We start from the raw sequence: 21561 nt of genomic DNA on the forward strand, positions 1-21561 counted from the left end.
TAATTTATTCTAGATGCATTCCCACCAGTCTCTTTCCCCATGTCCGAGCCGTCCGCCACGCCCAAGCCCACCGCATCGGAACTGGAGATGCTGCGCCTGCTGTGGCAACTCGGTCCGGCCAGCGCCAAACAGGTGCACCAGGCGGCCATCGCCAGCCGGCCCGACATGGCGTACGCGACCGTGCTGCGCCTGCTCCAGCTGATGCACACCAAGGGCTTGCTCACGCGCGACGAAAGCGCGCGCGCGCATGTGTACGCGCCGGCCCAGCCGCAGGATTCGCTGCAGACCAGCCTGATCAGGGAATTGATTCACAAGGCGTTTTCGGGTTCAGGCAAGGAACTGGTGCTGGCGGCGCTGCGCGGGCATGTGAGCGCGCGCGAACGGGCGGAGATCCAGGCGATTCTGGATCAGGAAAAGCCTCCCGCCGGAAAAGCCTGAGCACGATCTGGTGCGCTCCATCGCTCTGCCGTGTAATCGGGAAAATTCAGGTTCAGGGTGCTTGCGTCAATGTATTCTGGGATGGACGAAGAAGGCCTCATGATTGCATGAGTTCCTTAGGTAGTCTCCGGCGATTTTCCGGTAGGATGTACGCTAACGTCGCGCCGCTGTATGTCTTAGTGGACATTTGTTGGCGCGGACAATGTCGATATCCACAGCGAAAACATCCTCCGAAATGACTAACGTCTCGCCAAATACTGCTGAAACTGCGCTGCATGTTCATTTCAATCTCTCTTCGGGGACAGTTTGCAGAGTCACGCCCACTTGCGATATCGACGCGATTGGCTTCACTCTCACTGATGAGGAAATTATCGGGCTGAGCGGTGCGCCGACTGGGTCTGTTGTGACGGCCTATTTCGAGCCCGAACCAGCAATCGATGCCAGTAAAATTAATGACGGCAACAAGGTTGAAGAGGTGCCGCCGGGCCTGTACTTAAAAGTCCTGAATCCCGACTACATCGGAACATACAATCAAGTCATTCTCTACCCCATTGAGGCTGACAATGATCGCATTGCCGTTGGTATCTACATCAAGCTTGTGGATTTCTTACCGAAAGCTGCTGACAAGAAAAGTTTTACGGGGATTGGCGGGTACATGGTTGCGGCGATCGCACGGGCTGCCCGGCCTAACCCAGACATCCTTGAAATTCGTTTGCAGGCTGCGGGCGGCCGCTCATGGAATGACCGGACGGAGGGCGGCCGCTGGTATGGATACGCCGCGTGGCCAAAGTATGGTTTTGACATGCCGGTACATCAACTAACCACGTCAATGTATCCATTTTTCAAGTATGAACCACCTAAGCTGGCCGCTTGCGTGTATGTCTCCGAGGTGCTAGCCTTAGGCAAGTCTGGGGCAGAATTCTGGAAGACCGTGGGTGATGGGTGGGATATGACGTTCAACCTGGATCCTGGCGGAAAATCGCTTCCTGCATTGTCCAGCTATTTGAAATTCGAGGTGTGAAATGACGAAACCTTTCCACATTGCGCGTCTGAAGCCGCAAAAAAAAGAACAGAACAGCGGGTCACCGGCCGGCGCTTCCAAGATGCTCAGCGAAGAACGTGTGACACTGCGGAATAGCGCTCCCGCTGGCGTTGGAAAAACTCAGGCAACGCAGCCAGCAGCAAGTGTTGTCCGCTCAGTTTCTGGACGTGAAATTGCGCGGCCAAAAGTTCTCCTCTATCGGACCGGTGAGAGTTACGCATCGCGCAGCCAAAACGCCCTCAAGAAAACGATTGTCAATACGGAATTGCCATCAGATTTAGTTGAGTAGACCGGCTTAAGCGGGCGCTGGCACTTTCCGTACAATTCCCACACTGTCCAGTTCATAGCTGGCAAAATCCTGCGCCAGGAACAGCTTGCCCGCGTAATGCTGGCGCGCCTCCGCTTCCAGTTCCGCCATGCCTTCCGGATTGTCGTAACGCGCACTGAAATGGGTCAGGATCAGGTTCGGCAAGCCGCATTCGGTGGCGAACTGCGCCACACGCTGCACGGAACTGTGGGTCGGCCCGGGGCCAACCTTTTGCAGGATCGCTTCGGTATAAGTCGCCTCGTGCACCAGCACCTGGGCATCGGCACAGGCCTCGCCGAGCAGCGCCGGGGTATCGTTGTCGCCGCCGATCACCGCCACCGCGCGCTGCACATCGGCCACGCGGACATCGGCGGCCGCCAAGTTCGTCCCGTCGTCCAGCGTCACATCGTGACCGGCCTGCAATTGCCCCCACAGCGGACCGGATGGCACGCCGCGCGCGCGCAAGGCCGCGCTGTCGAGCCTCCATTTGCAGGTCTCCACGGCGAAGCGAAAACCGACGCTCGGCGCCCGGTGCGACAAGTGATGGCGCTCGATCGTCAGGCCCGGCTCCTGATGAACCTGCTGCTCGCCGGCGACATCCACATGGATCAGCGCAAACGGCAGGAACAGTTCGGTATGCAGCATGGTCGCTTCCAGCCACGCTTTAACGCCCAGCGGCGCGACCAGGATCAGCGGGCGCTTGCGTCCGCCCATGGCCGCGCTGGCCAGAAAGCCGGGCAAGCCGTAACTGTGGTCGCCATGAATGTGGGTGATGCAAATGCCGGCCAGGTCATGCACTGTGAGGGGAATGTGCTGCAGGCGATGCTGGGTGCCCTCGCCGCAGTCGATCAGCCACCAGTCGCGGTTCAGGGAGGTCTGCAGCGCCAGCGCGGTGACGTTGCGGTTTTTGGTTGGCACGCCCGAGGACGTGCCGAGAAAGGTCAGTTTGAACATGCCGCATTATGCGCCAGCGCTAAAGCCGGCGCCAGTGCAGGCCGGAGCGCCTTGCGCGAGCGGCCACACGGTCAGCGTCGGCAGCGACGCCGCTCGTCTCAGCCCTGGCGGGCCTTGCGGGCGCGACGGGCGCCGAAGCCCACCACCGCCAGGCCCAGCGAGAGCATCGCGTACGTGGCCGGTTCCGGCACGGCCGTGGTGATGAACTGGCCACTGAAGTAGGCATCGCGCGTACCGTGCACGCCGCTCAGATTGATTTCGACGTAATCGGCGCCGACCGTCAAGCCGTAACCGACCAGATTGGTGTCGACGATCAACGATTGCAAGGATGCGCCATTGCTGAAGTCGAGATCGGTCAGGCGAAACACAATCCCGTTGCCCCAGGCGAAAGGATTGCGGTAATCCATGGTGAAGCGGTCGGCATCGACATCGAGCGTATAGGCGACGCTGTAGCTTTTCTGATCTGCCGCGCCGTTCTCGACGACAAACGGGCTGTCCAGGCCGAATCCCGTGATCCGGCCGACACCTTTACCGGTGTCGATGGTCCGGTACATGCCGGCGTCGACCGTATCTCCCAGCAAGGATGCATCGGCGCGCGCATCCGCAATCAGAACCAGTCCCAACAATACTGACAACAACTTCATTCCTGTCTCCTTATAGTTATTTTCATAATTTTCCTGCAACGCGAAATTAACATAAAGCAGCTTGTATGTACAACTTTGTTGTTGCCGCGCGAGCCCACAACGCACCGTACGGAAATCCACGTGTCCTTGCGTTTCTTTACAATATGATAAAAATCCACAGCGCAGCACGCTGAACACTGAAAGGAATTGCACATGTTCGAGATGGACCATCCCTGGTGGGAATTCGTCGTGCGCGGCGCGGCCGTGTATCTGATCCTGCTGGTCATGGTGCGCGTGTCCGGCCGCCGCACGGTGGGCCAGTTCACGCCCTTCGACCTGCTGGTGGTGATGCTGCTGAGCGAGGCCGTGTCCAACTCCCTGACCGGCGGCGATCAATCGCTCATTGGCGGCTTCATCGTGGCGGCGGTGCTGGTGGGGCTGAACATGACGATGTCGTTCCTCTCATCGCACAGCAAGCAAATGTCCGACATTCTCGACGGCAGCGCCGTGCTGCTGGGACGCGATGGCGAACTGTACGACAAGGTCATGAAACGCTGCCGCATTTCCCGCGAAGAGGTCGACCAGGCCCTGCGCTGCGCTGATTGCGACATCAAGGACATGCGCTGCGCGTTTCTTGAAGCCGATGGACAAATCACCATCCAGAAGAAATAGCACTGTTGCCGCCGGGGCCGTCGTGCCGCGGCGGAAGACTATGTGAAGCGCTTCGCCCATGCGGGGATTGCCGCTTGCCAGAACGCGCTGATCGAGCCTGGCGGCGCAAGCGGCAGTTGCAGGAAGGCGGCCGCCGCTTGTAGTGCGCCCAGGGCTTGCGCTTCACTGTCGGGAGCGACCGCCAGCGCGCCGGTTTGCTTGGACAGCTTTTCGCCATCCGCATTGCGCACGACCGGCACGTGCAGATAACGCGGGGTAGGCACGCCCAGCAGTTGCTGCAGATAGATCTGGCGCGGCGTCGAATCGATCAGGTCAGCGCCGCGCACGATGTCGGTAACGCCCTGCTGCGCGTCATCGACCACCACGGCAAGCTGGTAGGCCCAGAAGCCATCGGCGCGCTTGAGCACGAAGTCGCCCGACTCAGTCGCCAGATGCTGCGCCACCCGTCCGGCGGCGCGGTCGGTAAACGTGATCAGGTCGGTATTTGCCGTGGTGGCGGGACTAGCAGTGCAGCCGGCCGCATCGGGCACCCGCATGTCGGGCACCCGTACGCGCAGGCTGCGCATGGTCTTGCCTGGCGCCAGGCCATGACGGCAGGTTCCGGGATAGATGGCCGAGCCATCGGGTGCGGTGCCGAGGCGGGAATCGGCGATTTCGCGGCGGTTGCAGCCGCAGGGATAGACATGCGCGCCAAGTTTGCCGGCGGCTTCCTGGTATAGCAGTTTGCGCTGGCTCTGCCAGACCACATCGCCATCCCAGTCCATGCGCAAGGTGCGCAGCAAGGCCAGCATGGCTTCGCCTGCGCCCGGCACGCTGCGGCCTTCATCCACGTCTTCGATCCGCACCAGCCACTGGCCATGATGGGCTTTGGCGTCCAGGTAGCTCGCCATGGCCGCCACCAGCGATCCCTGGTGCAGCGGACCGCTGGGCGATGGCGCGAAGCGGCCAATATAGTGAGTTCGGTTTTGCACGTGCTGGCTTTGCGCTGGGCCTTATTTCACGGACGGAGCCGCCTCAAAATCCTTGATCGTTTTAGTCACCTTGTCCGCCACCGGATTGGGAACGGCGATCGAGAGCTGATAATGCTCGATCTCGAATCCCTTGTCGGTCTTGCGCAGCACGCCGCTGGCCTGGCACACGCCCATCTGGGTATCGAGCAGTTCATCGAACCAGATGAAGTTCTTGTCCGCCGACATATACACATTCCGTTTCGTGGATTTGAAAGACCATGCCTTGCCCTTGTCGAAGAAGCGCTTGGCCCAGGCCTTGAACTGGTCCCGGTTCCACAGCTCGGTCTTGTCGGTGCCGATATACACGCCGTTCGCTGCCATCTTGTCGAAATAGGCCGGACGGGCATGCGCGGCGTCATCGTGCCATTCATCGATAAAGGCATTGATCTGTTTGGTATAGGGCGCAGCGGGGTCGGACGCTTGTGCGAACGCACCCAGGCTGAACATGAACAGGATGCAGGCCAGCAGTGTTTTCTTCATTCTGACTTTCCAGGGGCAATGAGCGGGACGAGACGCGATTGTACACGCACCGGCGTGGCGCCGGCGCCGCCGGCACAGCGGGCGCGAGCATGCATGGATATTATCTTTTATTAACGCAGGCAATCTAATATTCCACCACCAGCATCATCGTATATGTTTTTACTCTGGCTAAAACAAACGCCCGATTATTACCGGCATATGAACAGCGGATAAATTCCCCGATACTCATTTTTTATCGCCAAAATGAACGCCGCAATCGATTTCATCGCGGAAATAATGTGGTATCGTTAAATCAGCTGATATGAAAATCAGCCGAAACAGACGATCTTCCTTTTTGCATTATCAACGCTCCCACATGCCGCCCGCACCCAGGGGCATATCCATTCCGAGGACTTTGCAGATGAAATTACTTGTAGCTGTTGGAACACTGGCGCTGGCGTCCGTGACGCAGGCGTATGCACAAACCGTTCCCACGGTGACTTTTGGCACTTACCAAAAACCCTTTGCCGCCGATTCGCTCTGGAATTCCTATCCGGTCAATCCGGCATTCGACACCTGGGAAATCCCGGCCACCACATGGAATCCGGCGATTCAGGCCGGCGCTTACTCGTCCGGCATTTTCGAGGCGAAAGCGTCGGACCCGAAGATGCTGATTTACCCGGTCGCCGGCAAGACCGGCGTGGTCGATACCGACACCGAGATGTCGGCCCCGACCTATACGATCCCCCATTGGCCGGCGAACACCCTCCCCGCGACGGGCGAAGATGGCCATGCCGATATCATCGATGCGAGCCTGAACCGGATCTATTCGTTTTCCAACCTGAAGAAAAATACCGAAGGCAAGTGGACCGCGACCAGGGTGTCGTGGACGCCCTTGAACGGCACCGGCTGGGGCGACCCGGCCCATTACTATCAAGGTGCGCGCGCGGCCGGTCCGGCGCCGACGGGCGGCATGATCCGCATTGCCGAAGCCGGCGATACCAAACCCCTGTTCGAGCACGCCCTGTCCATGTCGCTCGATTTCACGGGATTGCTCGCCGGGCCCGACCGCTATACCTATCCGGCGACAGCGGCCGACACCCCCATACCGAACAAGCCGAATACCGGCCGGATTCCCGAAGGCGCGCGCGTCATGCTGCCGCCCAATTTCGACCTGAGCAAAATTACCGATGCGCGCCTGCTGAAGGTCGCCAGGACGTTGATGAAGTACGGCGCCTACGTCGTCGACCGCAACTACAATACGCCGTTCGCGATCTACGTGGAAATCGGCGCGCCGTGGGGTGCTTCGCCGCCCGACCAGCTCAACCTGGTGCGCAAGAGCCTGCGCCGGGTGCTCGGCCAGACTGGCCACATCGACGGCAACGGCAAGCCGCGCGTGCCCGAGACGCACGTCAACCTGCTCTCGCTGCGTGGCGCCTGGCTCCTGATCGATGGCGTCGGCGCGCAAGGCGTGTACGACACCTTCAGCCAGTCCGTGGTGTGGGGCACGACCACCACGCGGCCTATGACCCAGATCAACTACTCGAACTGGGGCCTGGGCCGGGTCGCGAACAAGTACCCAAGCGCGCCCAAGCGCTACAAGCTGTCGGTCGAGTCGACCGGTGGCACCACCATGAGCATGACGATGCAGGTAGGCACCGTCAAAACCACGACCGCGCAACTGGGCAATGGCCAGAGCGAGACGGTGGTCTGGCCCGATAAAGCCACTGCCTTCTTCACCGCCAAGAAACCGGTGGGCGGACCGGCGAGCCTGAAAGCGCGCCTGGTCGAGCTGTCGGCAGGCGAGTAATCACGCCGGCAGGGCAATAAAAAAGCGAGCCCAAGGCTCGCTTTTTTCAATGACAACGCAAACCGATCAGCGTTTGTCGATCGGCTTCACGTCGCGCGTCGGCGAGCCGACGAACAGCTGGCGTGGACGGCCGATTTTTTGCTCCGGATCGGAAATCATTTCGTTCCATTGCGCGATCCAGCCGATGGTGCGCGCCATCGCGAAGATACCGGTGAACAGCGATACCGGAATACCCAGCGCCGATTGCACGATGCCCGAGTAGAAGTCGACGTTCGGGTACAGCTTGCGCGACACGAAGTAGTCGTCTTCCAGCGCGATTTTTTCCAGCGCCATGGCCAGCTTGAACAGCGGGTCGTCCTGCAGGCCCAGCTCTTCCAGCACTTCGTAGCAGGTTTCGCGCATCAGCTTGGCGCGCGGGTCGAAGTTCTTGTACACGCGGTGACCGAAGCCCATCAGCTTGACGCCGGAATTCTTGTCTTTCACTTTTTCAATGAAAGCAGGAATATTCTCGACGGTGCCGATTTCTTTCAGCATGTTCAGTGCCGCTTCGTTCGCACCACCGTGCGCCGGGCCCCACAGGCAGGCGATGCCGGCAGCGATACAGGCGAACGGGTTGGCGCCCGAGGAACCAGCCAGGCGAACGGTCGAGGTCGACGCGTTTTGCTCGTGGTCCGCGTGCAGGATCAGGATGCGGTCGAGTGCGCGCACCAGCACTTCGTTGACAACGTATTCTTCGCACGGATTGCCGAACATCATGCGCATGAAGTTGGCGCTGTACGACAGGTCGTTGCGCGGGTACACGAACGGCTGGCCGATCGAGTATTTGTACGACATCGCGACCAGGGTCGGCATCTTGGCGATCAGGCGGATGGCCGACACTTCGCGGTGATGCGGGTCGTTGATGTCGAGCGAGTCGTGGTAGAACGAGGCCAGCGCGCCGACCGTGCCAACCAGCACCGACATCGGGTGCGCGTCACGGCGGAAGCCGCGGAAGAAGAATTGCATCTGCTCGTGCACCATGGTGTGCTTGGTGACGGTATCGCTGAACTTCAGGTTTTCTTCTTTGTTCGGCAGTTCGCCGTTCAGCAGCAGGTAGCAGGTTTCCAGGAAGTCGCAATTGACGGCCAGTTGCTCGATCGGGTAACCGCGGTACAGCAGTTCGCCCTTGTCGCCATCGATGTAGGTGATGCTCGAGTTGCAGGCGGCGGTCGACATGAAGCCCGGGTCGTACGTGAATTTGCCGGTCTGGGCGTACAGCTTGCGGATGTCGATGACGTCCGGGCCAACGGTGCCCTTGTAAATCGGCATGTCGATGGGCGTGCTGCCATCGGAAAACGACAGGGTGGCTTTGGTATCAGAGATGTTCATGGCACTTCCTTCTTGGGAGGTGAGGTCTACAAAATAAAAATTACGAAACTCGTCGGGCTATTGCCACGTTCACGCTTGCCGCAGGCGCGACAGCAAGGCGCGCACATGCGGCAAGTCGACTTCACCTTCGGGCTCTTTGCGCGCCAGCAGCAGGTCCATCAGCGGATTGTCCGCCAGATCGAGCAGCCGGGTCAGCGCGTCGACTTCGTCATCGGTCATCCCTTCCTCATGCGCGTCAAGGAAGCGCGTGAGGATCAGGTCGTTTTCGAGCAAACCCCGGCGGCTGCGCCAGCGCAGTCGCGAGCGGTTGGCCGGGTCGGATTGGTGCGTATTCACTCTAGAGTCCGTCGTTGGGTCAACACTATACTCCGCCTGCCGGATTTCGGCAGTACGGTACTTTTACTGTATTGCTTGCAACAATTCACCACAATCGACCATACCGGACGGCATGCAAATCCGCCCCGGATGGCAAGCGGGCGCGACGCGGACAAGCGTGTCCGCGTCGCGCCCGCCATGGCGGCTTGCCATGCAGCCTTAGACGGCGCGGCGAACCATCAATTCCTTGATCTTGCCGATCGCCTTGTTCGGGTTCAGCCCCTTCGGACAAACGTCGACGCAATTCATGATCGAGTGGCAGCGGAACAGGCGGTACGGGTCTTCCAGGTTGTCCAGGCGCGCGCCGGTATCTTCGTCGCGGCTGTCGGCGATGAAGCGGTAGGCTTGCAAGAGGCCAGCAGGACCGACGAACTTGTCCGGATTCCACCAGAACGATGGGCACGACGTCGAGCAGCAAGCGCACAGGATGCACTCGTACAGGCCGTCGAGCTCTTCGCGCTCGGTCGGGGTCTGCAGGCGCTCTTTTTCAGGCGGGATCGAATCGTTCACCAGGTATGGCTTGATCGAATCGTACTGCTTGAAAAACTGCGTCATGTCGACGATCAGGTCGCGGATCACCGGCAGGCCGGCCAGCGGACGCAGGACGATCGGCTGGGTCAGCTCGTTCAGGTTGGTGGTGCAGGCCAGGCCGTTCTTGCCGTTGATATTCATCGCGTCCGAACCGCACACGCCTTCACGGCAGGAGCGGCGCAGGCTCAGGGTATCGTCCACGTCCGACTTGATGCGCTGCAGGGCGTCGAGCAGCATCTTGTCGGTGTCCTGCAGCTCGACGGTCACGTCTTGCATGTACGGCTTGGCATCCTGGTCGGGATCGTAGCGGTAGATTTTCAGTTTTACGGTGCGTGTCATGTTCTGACCTTAGAAAGTACGTGGTTTCGGCTTGAAGGTATCGACCGTCAGCGGCTTGGTGATCACAGGCTTGTACTCGAGGCGGTTGTTCTCCGAGTAGAACAAGGTGTGCTTCATCCAGACTTCGTCGTCGCGGTTCGGGAAGTCGCTGTGCGCGTGCGCGCCGCGCGATTCCTTGCGTGCCACTGCCGATGTGATGGTCGCTTTCGCCGTTTCAATGAGATTATCCAGTTCCAGCGCTTCGACGCGCGCGGTGTTGAACACCATCGACTTGTCCTTGAACGAGACGTGCTTGCGGCGCTCGTCGAGCACCATGATCTCTTTGTAGCCCTGGTTGAGCAGCTCGTCGGTGCGGAACACGCCGCAGTATTTCTGCATCGTGGAACGGATATCGTTGGCCACGCCCTGCACTTTTTCGGAACCGGTCGAGGTTTCCAGGCGGTTCATGCGATCCAGCGCAAAGTCGGCCGCATCCTTCGGCAAAGGCTTGTTTTCCTTTTGCTTCAGGTTCGATGCCACCACGTGGTTGCCGGCCGCGCGGCCGAACACCAGCAGGTCGAGCAGCGAGTTGGTGCCGAGGCGGTTGGCGCCGTGCACCGAGACGCAGGCGCATTCGCCGATCGCGTACAGGCCGTTCACCACGGCGACCGGATTGCCATCTTTTGGCGCGACGACCTGGCCGTGGATGTTGGTCGGGATGCCGCCCATCTGGTAGTGAATCGTCGGCACCACCGGGATCGGTTCCTTGGTGGCGTCGACGTTGGCGAACTTGTGGCCGATTTCGAGAATCGACGGCAGGCGCTTGGCGATGGTGTCGGCACCGATGTGGCGCAGGTCCAGCAGCACGTGGTCCTTGTTCGGACCGCAGCCGCGGCCTTCCTTGATTTCCTGGTCCATCGACCGCGACACGAAGTCGCGCGGCGCCAGGTCTTTCAGGGTCGGCGCATAGCGCTCCATGAAGCGTTCGCCATTGCTGTTGATCAGGATGCCGCCTTCGCCGCGCACCCCTTCGGTAATCAGGACGCCCGCGCCGGACACGCCGGTCGGGTGGAACTGCCAGAATTCCATGTCTTGCAGCGGCAGGCCGGCACGCGCCGCCATGCCCATGCCGTCGCCGGTGTTAATGAAGGCGTTGGTCGAAGCGGCGAAGATGCGCCCTGCCCCGCCGGTGGCGAAGATGGTGGTCTTCGCTTCCAGGATCATGCATTCGCCGGTTTCCATTTCGAGCGCCACGACGCCCACGCAATCGCCATCGGCGTCGCGGATGATATCGATCGCCATCCACTCGACAAAAAAGTGGGTGCGCGCGCGCACATTACGCTGGTACAGCGTGTGCAGCAGCGCGTGGCCGGTACGGTCGGCCGCCGCGCAGGCGCGCTGGACCGGCTTTTCGCCGAAGTTGGCGGTGTGCCCGCCGAACGGACGCTGGTAAATCGTGCCATCCGGATTGCGGTCGAAGGGCATGCCGAAGTGTTCCAGCTCGTACACGACTTTCGGTGCTTCGCGGCACATGAATTCGATCGCATCCTGGTCGCCCAGATAGTCGCCACCCTTGACGGTGTCGAACATATGCCAGTACCAGTCATCTTCCGACATATTGCCGAGGGACGCGCCGATGCCGCCCTGGGCCGCGACCGTGTGCGAACGGGTCGGGAAGACTTTGGACAGCACGGCCACGTTCAGGCCGGCTTCAGCCAGTTGCAGGGATGCGCGCATGCCCGAGCCGCCGGCGCCGATGATGACCGCGTCGAAACGGCGGGTAGGAAGTGCTTTTTTGATTGCTGCCACGATTAAACGCTCCAGAGAATTTGTACAGTCCATGCGGCGCAGCCAATCAGCCACAGGATGGTGACCGCTTGCAGGGCCAGGCGCACGCCGACCGGTTTGATGTAATCCATCCAGACGTCGCGCATGCCGACCCAGGCGTGGTAGTACAAGCCGGCGAAGGTCACCAGGCTGAACAGCTTGAACCACTGTTGCGAGAACAGCTGGGCCCAGCCTTCGTAAGAGAAGTTGTCGCCGGTCAGGAAGGAGATCAGCAGGGTGAAGGTGTACACGGCCATCACGACCGCGGTGAGGCGCTGGGCCATCCAATCCTTCAGGCCGTAGTGGGCACCGACGACTAGGCGGTTACGTCCGACATTATTCTTTGCCATCAAAACACTCCAAACAGTTTGAGACCAGCCAGTGCGGTCAGGATCAGGCTGACAACGAGCACGCTGACAGCGCTCTGGCGCGAGGAATCCTTCTCGATGCCCATGTGCATGTCCATGAACAGATGACGGAAACCGGCGCAGAAGTGGTGCATATACGCCCAGATCAAGCCCAGCAAGACCAGTTTGCACAGCGGATGCGAGAGGATGCCTTGGAAATACGCGAACGATATTTCGGACTGGACGCTGTTCTGGAACAGATACAGCAGGAACGGCAGCATCAGGAAGATCGCCGCGCCGCTGATGCGGTGCAGGATCGACACGTAGGCGCCAGGCGTCATATTGTAATTCTTCAGATCCGTAATATGGATGTTACGGATCTCGGGCCGTTCTTTTTTTGGAACTTCCTTCACGGCTTCGGACATGGCAGTACCTCCCCTTAGACTAACTAAATTGTAATGAACCCGCAATTTTCGCCCATTTTGCCCAAATGCACCAATATTCCTCTTGGGATTGGCACGTTCAGCAACAATATGGGCAGATGCTCGCCACTTTCTTATGATCAATGCATTTTAAACGGAACGGGCATTTTGTGCACCGCACCGTCGCAGTGCGCCACCGTGAATCGAGGCTCAATCGCGGTTCGGCAACACTTATCTTGAAACTACGACAAGTCATTCTGGTAATGGTGGTGCGCGGTCAGGTACAGCCCGCGGCGCAGCTCGACCGCCTTGTCGCCGTAAGTGAACGAGACGCGCTCGGCGCACAGCAGCGGCGCGCCTTCCTGCACTCCGAGGAACTGGGCGGCGCCGGCGTCGGCCCCGAGCGCGCGGATTTTCTCGCTGGCACGGATCATGCGGGTACCGAACTCGGACTCGAACAGCCCGTACATGGGACCCTTGTACTCGACCAGGCGTTCCGCGGTCAGGCCCTTGAACAGGAGGCCGGGAAGCCACATTTCTTCAAGAATTGTCGGCGTGCCGTCGAACGACATCACGCGCTTGATATACACTACGGAGTCGCCCGATTTCAAGTCCAGCAGGCGCGCCACTTCGGCCGGCGCGCGCATGCGCTTGACTTCGATGATCTTGTTGTCGGGATGGTGGGGTACGCCTTCATCGGGCATCAGGCGCAGGAAGCGGAAATGCGCGCGCGCCTCGTGGTGGGTGGCGACAAAGGTGCCCTTGCCCTGGCGCCGCAGCACCAGGTTTTCGGCGGCCAGTTCATCGATCGCCTTGCGCACCGTGCCCTGGCTGACCTTGAAGCGGCCGGCCAGCTCGACTTCGCTGGGGATCATTTCGCCGGGTTTCCACTCGCCCGCCTGCAAGCCCTGCGTGATGAGCGCCTTGATTTGCTGGTAAAGGGGGCTGAAGGTCGGCGAATTGCCCGACGCGCCGGCGGAAGCGCCGGTCCCGCTGGCCGTTGTACCATGCAAGATCGGAGGGGTCGGGACTGGATTCATAGACCGGGATTTCACCACAAACGGGCGCGCCAGTCCAGTGCAATCGCCGGTGGCAGGTGTTTTATATAAGGTGTCTTATATAAGATATATGATACGAATTGACAGATCGCTGTCACGCGCCTACACTCGCGGTCGATCCGGCATACGCGCGTATCGCCCCACGGTTTTGCGACGGGGGCGGGAAGTTCCGGCTGTGGTGTCCGATGTCGGTATCCGATTTTGGTATCATTACGGTTTTCCCGAACAAGCGTATCCTCAGCTTCGACCGTTTTCTTTCCCACTTTGGAGATTCATCATGGCTAAAACCCCACTGCGCGTTGCTGTCACCGGCGCTGCCGGCCAGATCGGCTATTCCCTGCTGTTCCGCATCGCGAACGGTGACATGCTCGGCAAAGACCAGCCAGTCATCCTGCAATTGCTGGAAATCGCCGACGAGAAAGCCCAGAAAGCGCTCAAGGGCGTCATGATGGAAATCGACGACTGCGCCTTCCCGCTGCTGGCCGGCATGACCGCCCACGCCGACCCGATGACCGCCTTCAAGGATGCCGATTTCGCCCTGCTGGTCGGCGCCCGTCCGCGCGGTCCTGGCATGGAGCGTAAAGACCTGCTCGAAGCCAATGCCCAGATCTTCACGGTGCAAGGCAAGGCGCTCGACGCCGTCGCGTCGCGCAACGTCAAAGTGCTGGTGGTCGGCAACCCTGCCAACACCAACGCCTACATCGCGATGAAATCGGCGCCGTCGCTGCCGGCCAAGAACTTCACCGCCATGCTGCGCCTGGACCACAACCGCGCCCTGTCGCAAATCGCGTCGAAAACCGGCAAGCCGGTCGCCTCGATCGAAAAACTGTGCGTGTGGGGCAACCACTCGCCAACCATGTACGCCGACTATCGTTTCGCCCAGATCGATGGCGCATCGGTCAAGGAAACCATCAACGACGACGCCTGGAACCGCGACACCTTCCTGCCAACCGTCGGCAAGCGCGGCGCGGCGATCATCGAAGCGCGCGGCCTGTCGTCGGCAGCGTCGGCCGCCAACGCCGCCATCGACCACATGCACGACTGGTACCTCGGCACCAACGGCAAGTGGACCACCATGGGTATTCCGTCGGACGGTTCGTACGGCATCCCTGAAGGCACCATGTTCGGCTTCCCGGTCACGACCGAGAATGGCGAATACACGATCGTGCAAGGTTTGCCGATCGACGAGTTCTCGCAAGAACGCATCAACCTCACGCTCAAGGAACTGACCGAAGAGCGTGAAGGCGTTGCCCACCTGCTGGCCTGAGTTTCAACGCGGCCGGATTCGTGGATCCCGTAACCCCACCGATTCGCCGCACGCGCCGTGCCGCCCCGAGCGGCACGAGCGCTGCTGTACCTGAGAAAATGAACATGCATCCCTCCGAGGTTTTATTCCAGGGCAAACGCCAGCCTTTGCTGCTCCCCGCCTGCGACCACTATGCAGGCTCCGAAAAGCTGATGCTCAAGTCGATGGCCCTGCAACAAGAGCTTGGCCCCCTGTTCGACATCACGTTCGACTGCGAGGACGGCGCCACCGCCGGCTCCGAGCCCGAACACGCCCAAATGATCGTGCGCCTGCTCAATGACGACGGCAACCGCCACAACCGCATCGGCGTGCGCGTGCACGACGTGGCCAGCCCGTTTTTCGACGCCGACCTGTCGCTGATCGTGGGCGGCGCCGCCCAGCGCCTCGCTTACATCGTGCTGCCCAAGATCCACAGCGCGGCCGAAGTCGCGCGCGCCATCAAGACCATCAACCAGCATGCCACCAAGGCCGGCCGCAGCACCCCGCTGCCGGTGCACGTGCTGATCGAAACCCATGGCGGCCTGCGCGAAGCCGATGCCATCGCCGCCCTGCCCCAGGTCGAGTGCCTGTCGTTCGGCATCATGGATTTTGTGTCGAGCCACTACGGCGCCATTCCCGGCGCGGCCATGCGCACCCCGGGCCAGTTCACGCACCCGCTGGTGGTGCGCGCCAAGCTCGAAATGGCGGCCGCCTGCCACGCGCACGGCAAGGTGCCCTCGCATAACGTGACCACCGACATCAAGGACAGCGCCGTGGTGGCCAACGATGCCCAGCGCGCCGCCGCCGAATTCGGCTTTACGCGCATGTGGAGCATCCACCCCGACCAGATCAAGCCGATCCTCAAGGCCTTCACGCCGCGCCTGTCGGAAGTGAACGAGGCGACCAACATCCTCACCGAAGGCAAGAACGCCAACTGGGGCCCGATTTCCCAGAACGGGCGCTTGCACGACCGCGCCAGCTATCGCTATTATTGGACGGTGCTGCAGCGCGCGAAGCTGGCGGGCCTGGCCCTGCCCGACGCCGCCGCCGCGCTCGTCAACGACCCACAACCCGCTACCTGAACGGATCCATCCCGATGCCCACCCTGATCAAGAACACCCTGCTCGCCTGCTCGCTGGCGATGGCAGCGGCCACGCTGTGCGCGGCCCCGTCGGCCCACGCGGCCGAACCGAAAAAGACTGTCAAGGCCAAGGCTTCGGCCAAGTCGAAGAGCCATCCGAAGGCGGTCGACGTGGTCGGCAGCGAGCCGGAACCGGACATCAGCGGCACCACCACCACCGACTTCGACTGCGAACTGGGCAACAAGGTCACGACCTACCACAACGACAGCGACGACGGCCATATCGCGCTGCGCTGGAAAAAACGCCTGCACCGTCTCACCCGCGTGGGTACCACCACGGGCGCGAAGCGCTTCGAAAACCCGACCTTCGGCCTGGTCTGGATCGGCATTCCGGCCAAGGGCATGCTGCTCGATTCGCGCCTGAACCGCCAGTTGGCCAACGAATGCAAGAACGCCGAGCAGATGAAGCCGGTTGTCGAGACCCCGGTGGCGCCCGTCGCGGCCCCGGCGCCCATGCCGGCGGCAACCCCGGCATCGGGCGAACTTGCAGTACCAGCGGTGCCGCCTGTGGCAGCGCCGGCGGCGCTTGACGCCCCTGAAGCAAAAAAAACGAACTGAAACAAGGGGCCTCGAACCGCCGTAGCGAGCGGCGCAAGTGTCGTTTGAGAAGCGCAGCCGTACGAAGGTACGGTGAGCATCGCAGGACGAAAATTGCGCCACGCAGTAGGTTGGTCGAGGGTCCCTAATAAAATACCCCACTGAAGGAGAGGTCATGTCCCGCAACACTCTGAACACGCTCAAGGATTTCAAACTGTCGGCCGGCCAGAAAGGCAAGTTCTACTCGCTGCCGGCGCTCGAGAAAAGCCTTGGGGTGAATGTCTCGCGCCTGCCGGTGTCGATCCGCCTGGTCCTCGAATCCGTGCTGCGTAACTGCGACGGCAAGAAGGTCACGGAAGAACACGTCAAGCAATTGGCGAACTGGGCGCCAAACGGCGAACGCACCGACGAGATTCCTTTCGTCGTGGCCCGCGTCGTGCTGCAAGACTTCACCGGCGTGCCATTGCTGGCCGACCTGGCCGCGATGCGCAACGTCGCCAACAAGATGGGCATGAACCCGAAAAACATCGAGCCGCTGGTACCGGTCGACCTGGTGGTCGATCACTCGGTCACCATCGACCACTACCGCGAAAAGGGCGCGCTCGACCTGAACATGAAGCTGGAATTCTCGCGCAACAACGAGCGCTACCAGTTCATGAAGTGGGGCATGCAAGCCTTCGACACCTTCGGCGTGGTCCCACCGGGCTTCGGCATCGTGCACCAGGTCAACCTGGAGTACCTGGCGCGCGGCGTGCACAAGGCTGGCAACACCTACTACCCTGACACCCTGGTCGGCACCGACTCGCACACCACCATGATCAACGGCATCGGCGTGGTCGGCTGGGGCGTGGGCGGCATCGAAGCCGAAGCGGGCATGCTGGGCCAGCCGGTCTACTTCCTGACCCCGGACGTGATCGGCGTGAACCTGACCGGCGCCCTGCGCGAAGGCTGCACCGCGACCGACCTGGTGCTGACCATCACCGAAATGCTGCGCAAGGAAAAAGTCGTCGGCAAGTTCGTCGAATTCTTCGGCGCCGGCACCGAAACGCTGTCGCTGACCGACCGCGCCACGATCGCCAACATGGCACCGGAATACGGCGCGACGATGGGATTCTTCCCGGTTGACGACGCCACCATCGAATACTTCGAAGGCACCGGCCGCACCACCGAGGAAATCACCGCGTTCAAGAACTACTTCAAGGCGCAGAACCTGTACGGCGTGCCGCAAGAAGGCGACATCGACTACACCCGCGTGGTCTCGCTCGACCTGGCCACGGTGACCCCGTCGCTGGCCGGCCCGAAGCGTCCGCAGGACCGTATCGAAATCGGCAACGTCAAGAACAACTTCATCGAACTGTTCTCCAAGCCGACCACCGAAAATGGTTTCAACAAGAACCCGGCCGACCTGACCAACCACTACGAAACCACCAACGGCGTGCACGTCAAGAACGGCGACGTGCTGATCGCGGCGATCACCTCGTGCACCAACACCTCGAACCCGAGCGTGCTGCTGGCCGCGGGCCTGCTGGCCAAGAAGGCGGTTGAAGCCGGCCTGACGGTCGCTCCCCACATCAAGACCTCGCTGGCCCCCGGCTCGCGCGTGGTCACCGAGTACCTGACCGCCGCCGGCCTGCTGCCGTACCTGGAGCAGCTCGGCTTCGGCGTGACCGCCTACGGCTGCACCACCTGCATCGGCAATGCCGGCGACCTGACTCCGGAACTGAACGCGGCCATCGCCGAAAACGATATCGTGGCCTCGGCTGTGTTGTCGGGCAACCGTAACTTCGAAGCACGGATCCACCCGAACATCCGTTCCAACTTCCTGGCCTCGCCGCCGCTGGTGGTGGCCTATGCCATCGCCGGCAACATGACGCGCGACCTGATGACCGAGCCAGTCGGCAAGGGCACCAACGGCAAGGACGTCTACCTGGGCGACATCTGGCCGACCTCGAAAGAAATCGGCAAGCTGATGAAGTTCGCGATGAACTCCAAGGTCTTCAAGGCCAACTACGCCGACGTCAAGGGCGCACCGGGCAAGCTGTGGGAAAACGTCACCACCACCACCGGCCAGGTCTACGACTGGCCGAAGTCGACCTACATCGCCGAGCCGCCATTCTTCGACGGCTTCGAGATGATTCCGAAAGCGGCAGCGACCGGCATCACCGGCGCGCGCGCACTGGGCGTGTTCGGCGACTCGATCACCACCGACCACATTTCGCCGGCCGGTTCGATCCAGGAAAGCGGCCCCGCGGGCAAATGGCTGCTGGCCAATGGCGTGCAGAAGGCGGACTTCAACTCCTACGGTTCGCGCCGCGGCAATCACGAGATCATGATGCGCGGCACCTTTGCCAACGTGCGTATCAAGAACCGCATGATTCCTGCCAAGGCCGACGGTTCCGCGGTTGAAGGCGGCATCACGATTCACCAGCCGAGCGGCGCCCAGATGTCGATCTACGACGCAGCCATGAAGTACGTGGCCGACGGCGTGCCGACCATGGTGTTCGGCGGCGAAGAGTACGGCACGGGTTCCTCGCGCGACTGGGCGGCCAAGGGCACCCAGCTGCTGGGCGTGAAAGCGGTCATCACCCGCTCGTTCGAGCGTATTCACCGCTCGAACCTGGTGGGCATGGGCGTGCTGCCGCTGCAATTCATCGGCGACGACAGCGTGCAGACCCTGAACATCACGGGTAACGAAGTGTTCGACCTGAAGGGCCTGGAAGGCGAGATCAAGCCGCAGCAACTGGCGACCCTGGTCATCACGCGCGCCAATGGCGACGTACAGGAAGTCAAGGTGCTGCTGCGTATCGATACCCCGATCGAAGTCGATTACTACAAGCACGGCGGTATCCTGCCATTCGTGCTGCGCCAGCTGCTGGCCGCGTAATTCCCGACGCCCTGCGCCCGCGCGGGGCTGGATCAAAAAAACGCCGGATTCGTCCGGCGTTTTTTTTCGTCCCGCAGCGTTGCGGCAAGGCCGGGCAAGCGCCCACCATCCCCCCTCCCGCTCGACTTTTCTTCACACTTCTTGCGCCGTCTTCATGGGGAAGGGACGAATGAACTACAATACGGCTGATAAGGGTTTATCATTGTTACGACATTATTGATCCGTTCATTCACTTACAAAGACTCTTATACGCCATGCGTCGTCCAACCAAAGATACATCCCATAAGTTGTCGGCCGAGAGCCAACGCCTGGTCAGCATCAGCCAGGCGATCGTCCAGGCGTCCAGCCGCATTGAAGAACGGGCCTGGGAGCGCCAGCTCGACACCCACCTCCAGCGCCTGCTCAAGACCGGCCACCAGGATACCGTCGACACCACCCTCAACGTGCTGTTCAAGGAAGACCTGAACGCCTACGACACCCTGATGGAGGGCGTCGAAGCGGTCAGCGAATCGTCGATCATGGTCGAGCAGCACGATGGCGCCGAAAAGACCTTCCAGGCATTGCTGGTGGCGGCGCCGATCCTGGCGTGGACGCGTTTTTCGATCGCTTCCGGCAGCATTCCGGCCGAGCTGCTGCAGACCCTGTCCGCCCACTTCTCGGCCCACCTGCTGGCCGATGGCGTGCAGATGGCCATGGCGCCGACCCTGTTCTCGATCGACCAGCTGCCGCGCACCCACGCCGAAACCTATACCACCACGCACAAGCTGGCCCAGGCCGCGCACAAGGGCACGGCGGTCAAGCCGATCGCCAAGCCGGCCGAGACCGCGCCGTTCCTGGCCGACACGCGCTACCTGATGGTGGCCATCGTGGCGCCGCTGGGCGCGCCGCTGTTCCGCTGGCAGGAGCCGCAGTTCCAGTCGAGCTTCATGGTCGAACGCGCGAATGCGCTCGAACAGTGGCGCGCGCAGGCCGGCCCGACCATCACCCGCCTGCTGCCGGGCTGCGGCGTCGAACTGCTGCTGCCCGAAGCGTATTACGTGGCGTGCCGCGAAGCGGATAAGCTGATCCGTCCGGTATCGGTGCGTGCCGCCGTGCATTACCTGACCAATACCCTGGGCGTGGAAGCGTCCGACCTGCGCGCCGTTATTGCCGGCTTCGGCGATGAATCGGCCGAAGGCCAGATCGACGAGTACCGGGTCGGCTTCACCATGCGCCAGACCGCCGATGTGATCTACGGTATCGTGTGGCCGCTGTACGGGCAGGAAGATGAAGACGGCACGCCGGTGGAAGGCTTGTCGGCCGCCGCGCTGGGCGGCATGGCCGAGCCGAAGGCGCCGCTCGACGAGATCATCGGACACCTGAACGAAGCGGGCGTCACCCACATCAAGCGCCACAACGAGCGTTTCGTGACCGAGTATTGCGACGATTGCGACGCGCCCCTGTTTGCCGATCCGACTGGCGAACTGGTGCATGCGGAAATGCCGGAAGACGCGCCCGCGGGCAACGAGCATTTTCACTAAGCAGGTATTGCCTCATCCAGAACCCGGGTCCGCCCGGGTTTTTTTACGCCGCCTGCTTTCTTGGGCACGCACAAGATAACGAAATGCCAACACCCCTACACTCGCTGGGTGGTCCGTCCGGGCCGCATCAACGCACTGTGGAGAACAAGCATGGACGATATGATGATTCAGGTGGTACCGGTGTTGACCGGATTTATCGATACTTTCATCACCTGGTTCCTGGCAATCGCCCGGGTTTTCAAGTGGTAGGCAAGCAGCCAGCGTAGTGCCGCAGCGCGTGGGCGCCCTGCCCACGCCGCCTCGCCCGCCGTGTTAACAGTGAGCCCGGCAGGCAAATCCATCGACGCCCCCGCACCCCGCATGATGCCGCTTCCAGGCATCAACCTCCCTTCTTCCCACGTGCCCAGGCCCGCCCATTTTGCAGCCCGACGACGGCTGCCACGGGTCCCGCCGCCTGTTGTTTCCGCACTACCGGCGGTAACAAAAATTGCACTTTTGCATCAAAAATAATGGTAAAATATCATGAACAAATGTCGCAAAGACGAGTGCAATCAATAACATCAGGCCCCGTTTCCCTGCACTTGCCCCACCCCGGATGTCGCGTTTTACCCCTCGCTCAGGCAGTCGGGTGAC

The 21561-nt window shown here is 61.2% G+C and carries 21 protein-coding genes; 10 read left to right on the plus strand and 11 right to left on the minus strand.

Annotated elements, in window-relative coordinates; genetic code table 11:
* Positions 1–39 precede the first annotated feature (39 nt).
* The 3 genes from F2P44_RS22330 (at position 40) to F2P44_RS22340 (ending at position 1769) form a co-directional block, all read left to right on the plus strand.
* Positions 40–438, plus strand: coding sequence for a BlaI/MecI/CopY family transcriptional regulator (locus tag F2P44_RS22330; RefSeq protein ID WP_167089471.1), 399 nt, complete (start codon positions 40–42; stop codon positions 436–438).
* A 202-nt stretch (positions 439–640) separates the two neighbouring features.
* Positions 641–1459 carry a hypothetical protein gene (locus F2P44_RS22335; RefSeq protein WP_167089473.1) on the plus strand — a complete coding sequence of 273 codons (819 nt, stop codon included), beginning with the start codon at positions 641–643 and terminating at the stop codon, positions 1457–1459.
* A gap of 1 nt (position 1460) precedes the next feature.
* Positions 1461–1769, plus strand: a complete 309-nt coding sequence (locus F2P44_RS22340) for a hypothetical protein (RefSeq protein ID WP_167089475.1) — start codon at positions 1461–1463, stop codon at positions 1767–1769.
* Between the two features lie 6 nt (positions 1770–1775).
* Here F2P44_RS22340 and F2P44_RS22345 read toward each other — a convergent pair whose 3' ends face one another.
* Positions 1776–2741, minus strand: coding sequence for a ribonuclease Z (locus tag F2P44_RS22345; protein WP_167089477.1), 966 nt, complete (start codon positions 2739–2741; stop codon positions 1776–1778).
* A 98-nt stretch (positions 2742–2839) separates the two neighbouring features.
* Positions 2840–3385 (minus strand): PEP-CTERM sorting domain-containing protein, encoded by a 546-nt coding sequence (locus F2P44_RS22350; RefSeq protein ID WP_167089479.1) that lies wholly within the window; start codon positions 3383–3385, stop codon positions 2840–2842.
* Between the two features lie 192 nt (positions 3386–3577).
* Between F2P44_RS22350 and F2P44_RS22355 the strand changes: the two genes are divergently transcribed.
* Positions 3578–4036, plus strand: a complete 459-nt coding sequence (locus tag F2P44_RS22355) for a DUF421 domain-containing protein (RefSeq protein ID WP_167089481.1) — start codon at positions 3578–3580, stop codon at positions 4034–4036.
* Positions 4037–4074: 38 nt separating this feature from the next.
* Here F2P44_RS22355 and gluQRS read toward each other — a convergent pair whose 3' ends face one another.
* Together gluQRS and F2P44_RS22365 are read right to left on the minus strand one after the other, a co-directional pair.
* Positions 4075–5007 (minus strand): tRNA glutamyl-Q(34) synthetase GluQRS, encoded by a 933-nt coding sequence (gene gluQRS, locus F2P44_RS22360; protein WP_167089483.1) that lies wholly within the window; start codon positions 5005–5007, stop codon positions 4075–4077.
* A gap of 21 nt (positions 5008–5028) precedes the next feature.
* Positions 5029–5526, minus strand: a complete 498-nt coding sequence (locus tag F2P44_RS22365) for a nuclear transport factor 2 family protein (RefSeq protein WP_167089485.1) — start codon at positions 5524–5526, stop codon at positions 5029–5031.
* Between the two features lie 400 nt (positions 5527–5926).
* Between F2P44_RS22365 and F2P44_RS22370 the strand changes: the two genes are divergently transcribed.
* Positions 5927–7315, plus strand: coding sequence for an Atrophin-1 multi-domain protein (locus tag F2P44_RS22370; RefSeq protein ID WP_167089487.1), 1389 nt, complete (start codon positions 5927–5929; stop codon positions 7313–7315).
* Positions 7316–7381: 66 nt separating this feature from the next.
* Here the strand turns inward: F2P44_RS22370 and F2P44_RS22375 are convergent, their stop codons facing one another.
* The 7 genes from F2P44_RS22375 to F2P44_RS22405 all read right to left on the minus strand — a co-directional run bounded on the left by F2P44_RS22375 (position 7382) and on the right by F2P44_RS22405 (position 13543).
* Positions 7382–8683 carry a citrate synthase gene (locus F2P44_RS22375; protein WP_167089489.1) on the minus strand — a complete coding sequence of 434 codons (1302 nt, stop codon included), beginning with the start codon at positions 8681–8683 and terminating at the stop codon, positions 7382–7384.
* 69 nt (positions 8684–8752) lie between these two features.
* Entirely contained in the window at positions 8753–9019 is a 267-nt protein-coding gene (locus F2P44_RS22380) for an FAD assembly factor SdhE (RefSeq protein WP_167089491.1), read from the minus strand.
* Positions 9020–9217: 198 nt separating this feature from the next.
* Complete coding sequence (locus F2P44_RS22385) at positions 9218–9928, minus strand: succinate dehydrogenase iron-sulfur subunit (RefSeq protein WP_054263811.1); 711 nt, start codon at positions 9926–9928, stop codon at positions 9218–9220.
* A gap of 9 nt (positions 9929–9937) precedes the next feature.
* Positions 9938–11716 carry a succinate dehydrogenase flavoprotein subunit gene (gene sdhA / locus F2P44_RS22390; RefSeq protein ID WP_167089493.1) on the minus strand — a complete coding sequence of 593 codons (1779 nt, stop codon included), beginning with the start codon at positions 11714–11716 and terminating at the stop codon, positions 9938–9940.
* 2 nt (positions 11717–11718) lie between these two features.
* On the minus strand, positions 11719–12084 hold the full coding sequence (gene sdhD, locus F2P44_RS22395) for a succinate dehydrogenase, hydrophobic membrane anchor protein (RefSeq protein WP_167089495.1): 366 nt from the start codon (positions 12082–12084) through the stop codon (positions 11719–11721).
* Positions 12084–12506: a succinate dehydrogenase, cytochrome b556 subunit gene (sdhC, locus tag F2P44_RS22400; RefSeq protein ID WP_167089497.1), complete on the minus strand. Its 423-nt coding sequence runs from the start codon at positions 12504–12506 to the stop codon at positions 12084–12086. Before sdhC ends, sdhD begins: the two co-directional genes overlap by 1 nt.
* 239 nt (positions 12507–12745) lie before the next feature.
* Entirely contained in the window at positions 12746–13543 is a 798-nt protein-coding gene (locus tag F2P44_RS22405) for a GntR family transcriptional regulator (protein WP_167089499.1), read from the minus strand.
* Positions 13544–13838: 295 nt separating this feature from the next.
* Here F2P44_RS22405 and F2P44_RS22410 point away from each other — a divergent pair, with 295 nt between their 5' ends.
* The 5 genes from F2P44_RS22410 (at position 13839) to F2P44_RS22430 (ending at position 20928) form a co-directional block, all read left to right on the plus strand.
* Positions 13839–14828, plus strand: a complete 990-nt coding sequence (locus F2P44_RS22410) for a malate dehydrogenase (protein WP_099876294.1) — start codon at positions 13839–13841, stop codon at positions 14826–14828.
* A 104-nt stretch (positions 14829–14932) separates the two neighbouring features.
* Positions 14933–15928: an HpcH/HpaI aldolase/citrate lyase family protein gene (locus tag F2P44_RS22415; RefSeq protein ID WP_167089501.1), complete on the plus strand. Its 996-nt coding sequence runs from the start codon at positions 14933–14935 to the stop codon at positions 15926–15928.
* A gap of 14 nt (positions 15929–15942) precedes the next feature.
* The gene (locus tag F2P44_RS22420) at positions 15943–16545 is read left to right on the plus strand and encodes a hypothetical protein (RefSeq protein WP_308610298.1); all 603 of its coding nucleotides are present in this window, start codon (positions 15943–15945) and stop codon (positions 16543–16545) included.
* A gap of 154 nt (positions 16546–16699) precedes the next feature.
* Positions 16700–19408, plus strand: coding sequence for an aconitate hydratase AcnA (acnA, locus tag F2P44_RS22425; RefSeq protein ID WP_167089503.1), 2709 nt, complete (start codon positions 16700–16702; stop codon positions 19406–19408).
* A 254-nt stretch (positions 19409–19662) separates the two neighbouring features.
* Positions 19663–20928 carry a DUF2863 family protein gene (locus tag F2P44_RS22430; protein ID WP_167089505.1) on the plus strand — a complete coding sequence of 422 codons (1266 nt, stop codon included), beginning with the start codon at positions 19663–19665 and terminating at the stop codon, positions 20926–20928.
* The last annotated feature ends 633 nt before the right edge of the window (positions 20929–21561 follow it).

It is taken from the genome of Massilia frigida (assembly GCF_011682175.1).
Taxonomy (GTDB): domain Bacteria; phylum Pseudomonadota; class Gammaproteobacteria; order Burkholderiales; family Burkholderiaceae_D; genus Telluria_A; species Telluria_A frigida.

Excerpts from the sequence above, each read along its gene's own strand:
- F2P44_RS22330 (WP_167089471.1), top strand. The coding sequence starts at position 40 with ATGTCCGAGCCGTCCGCCACGCCCAAGCCCACCGCATCGGAACTGGAG.
- F2P44_RS22335 (WP_167089473.1), top strand. The coding sequence starts at position 641 with ATGTCGATATCCACAGCGAAAACATCCTCCGAAATGACTAACGTCTCG.
- F2P44_RS22340 (WP_167089475.1), top strand. The coding sequence starts at position 1,461 with ATGACGAAACCTTTCCACATTGCGCGTCTGAAGCCGCAAAAAAAAGAA.
- F2P44_RS22345 (WP_167089477.1), bottom strand. The coding sequence starts at position 2,741 with ATGTTCAAACTGACCTTTCTCGGCACGTCCTCGGGCGTGCCAACCAAA.
- F2P44_RS22350 (WP_167089479.1), bottom strand. The coding sequence starts at position 3,385 with ATGAAGTTGTTGTCAGTATTGTTGGGACTGGTTCTGATTGCGGATGCG.
- F2P44_RS22355 (WP_167089481.1), top strand. The coding sequence starts at position 3,578 with ATGTTCGAGATGGACCATCCCTGGTGGGAATTCGTCGTGCGCGGCGCG.
- F2P44_RS22365 (WP_167089485.1), bottom strand. The coding sequence starts at position 5,526 with ATGAAGAAAACACTGCTGGCCTGCATCCTGTTCATGTTCAGCCTGGGT.
- F2P44_RS22370 (WP_167089487.1), top strand. The coding sequence starts at position 5,927 with ATGAAATTACTTGTAGCTGTTGGAACACTGGCGCTGGCGTCCGTGACG.
- F2P44_RS22375 (WP_167089489.1), bottom strand. The coding sequence starts at position 8,683 with ATGAACATCTCTGATACCAAAGCCACCCTGTCGTTTTCCGATGGCAGC.
- F2P44_RS22385 (WP_054263811.1), bottom strand. The coding sequence starts at position 9,928 with ATGACACGCACCGTAAAACTGAAAATCTACCGCTACGATCCCGACCAG.
- sdhD (WP_167089495.1), bottom strand. The coding sequence starts at position 12,084 with ATGGCAAAGAATAATGTCGGACGTAACCGCCTAGTCGTCGGTGCCCAC.
- sdhC (WP_167089497.1), bottom strand. The coding sequence starts at position 12,506 with ATGTCCGAAGCCGTGAAGGAAGTTCCAAAAAAAGAACGGCCCGAGATC.
- F2P44_RS22405 (WP_167089499.1), bottom strand. The coding sequence starts at position 13,543 with ATGAATCCAGTCCCGACCCCTCCGATCTTGCATGGTACAACGGCCAGC.
- F2P44_RS22410 (WP_099876294.1), top strand. The coding sequence starts at position 13,839 with ATGGCTAAAACCCCACTGCGCGTTGCTGTCACCGGCGCTGCCGGCCAG.
- F2P44_RS22415 (WP_167089501.1), top strand. The coding sequence starts at position 14,933 with ATGCATCCCTCCGAGGTTTTATTCCAGGGCAAACGCCAGCCTTTGCTG.
- F2P44_RS22420 (WP_308610298.1), top strand. The coding sequence starts at position 15,943 with ATGCCCACCCTGATCAAGAACACCCTGCTCGCCTGCTCGCTGGCGATG.
- acnA (WP_167089503.1), top strand. The coding sequence starts at position 16,700 with ATGTCCCGCAACACTCTGAACACGCTCAAGGATTTCAAACTGTCGGCC.
- F2P44_RS22430 (WP_167089505.1), top strand. The coding sequence starts at position 19,663 with ATGCGTCGTCCAACCAAAGATACATCCCATAAGTTGTCGGCCGAGAGC.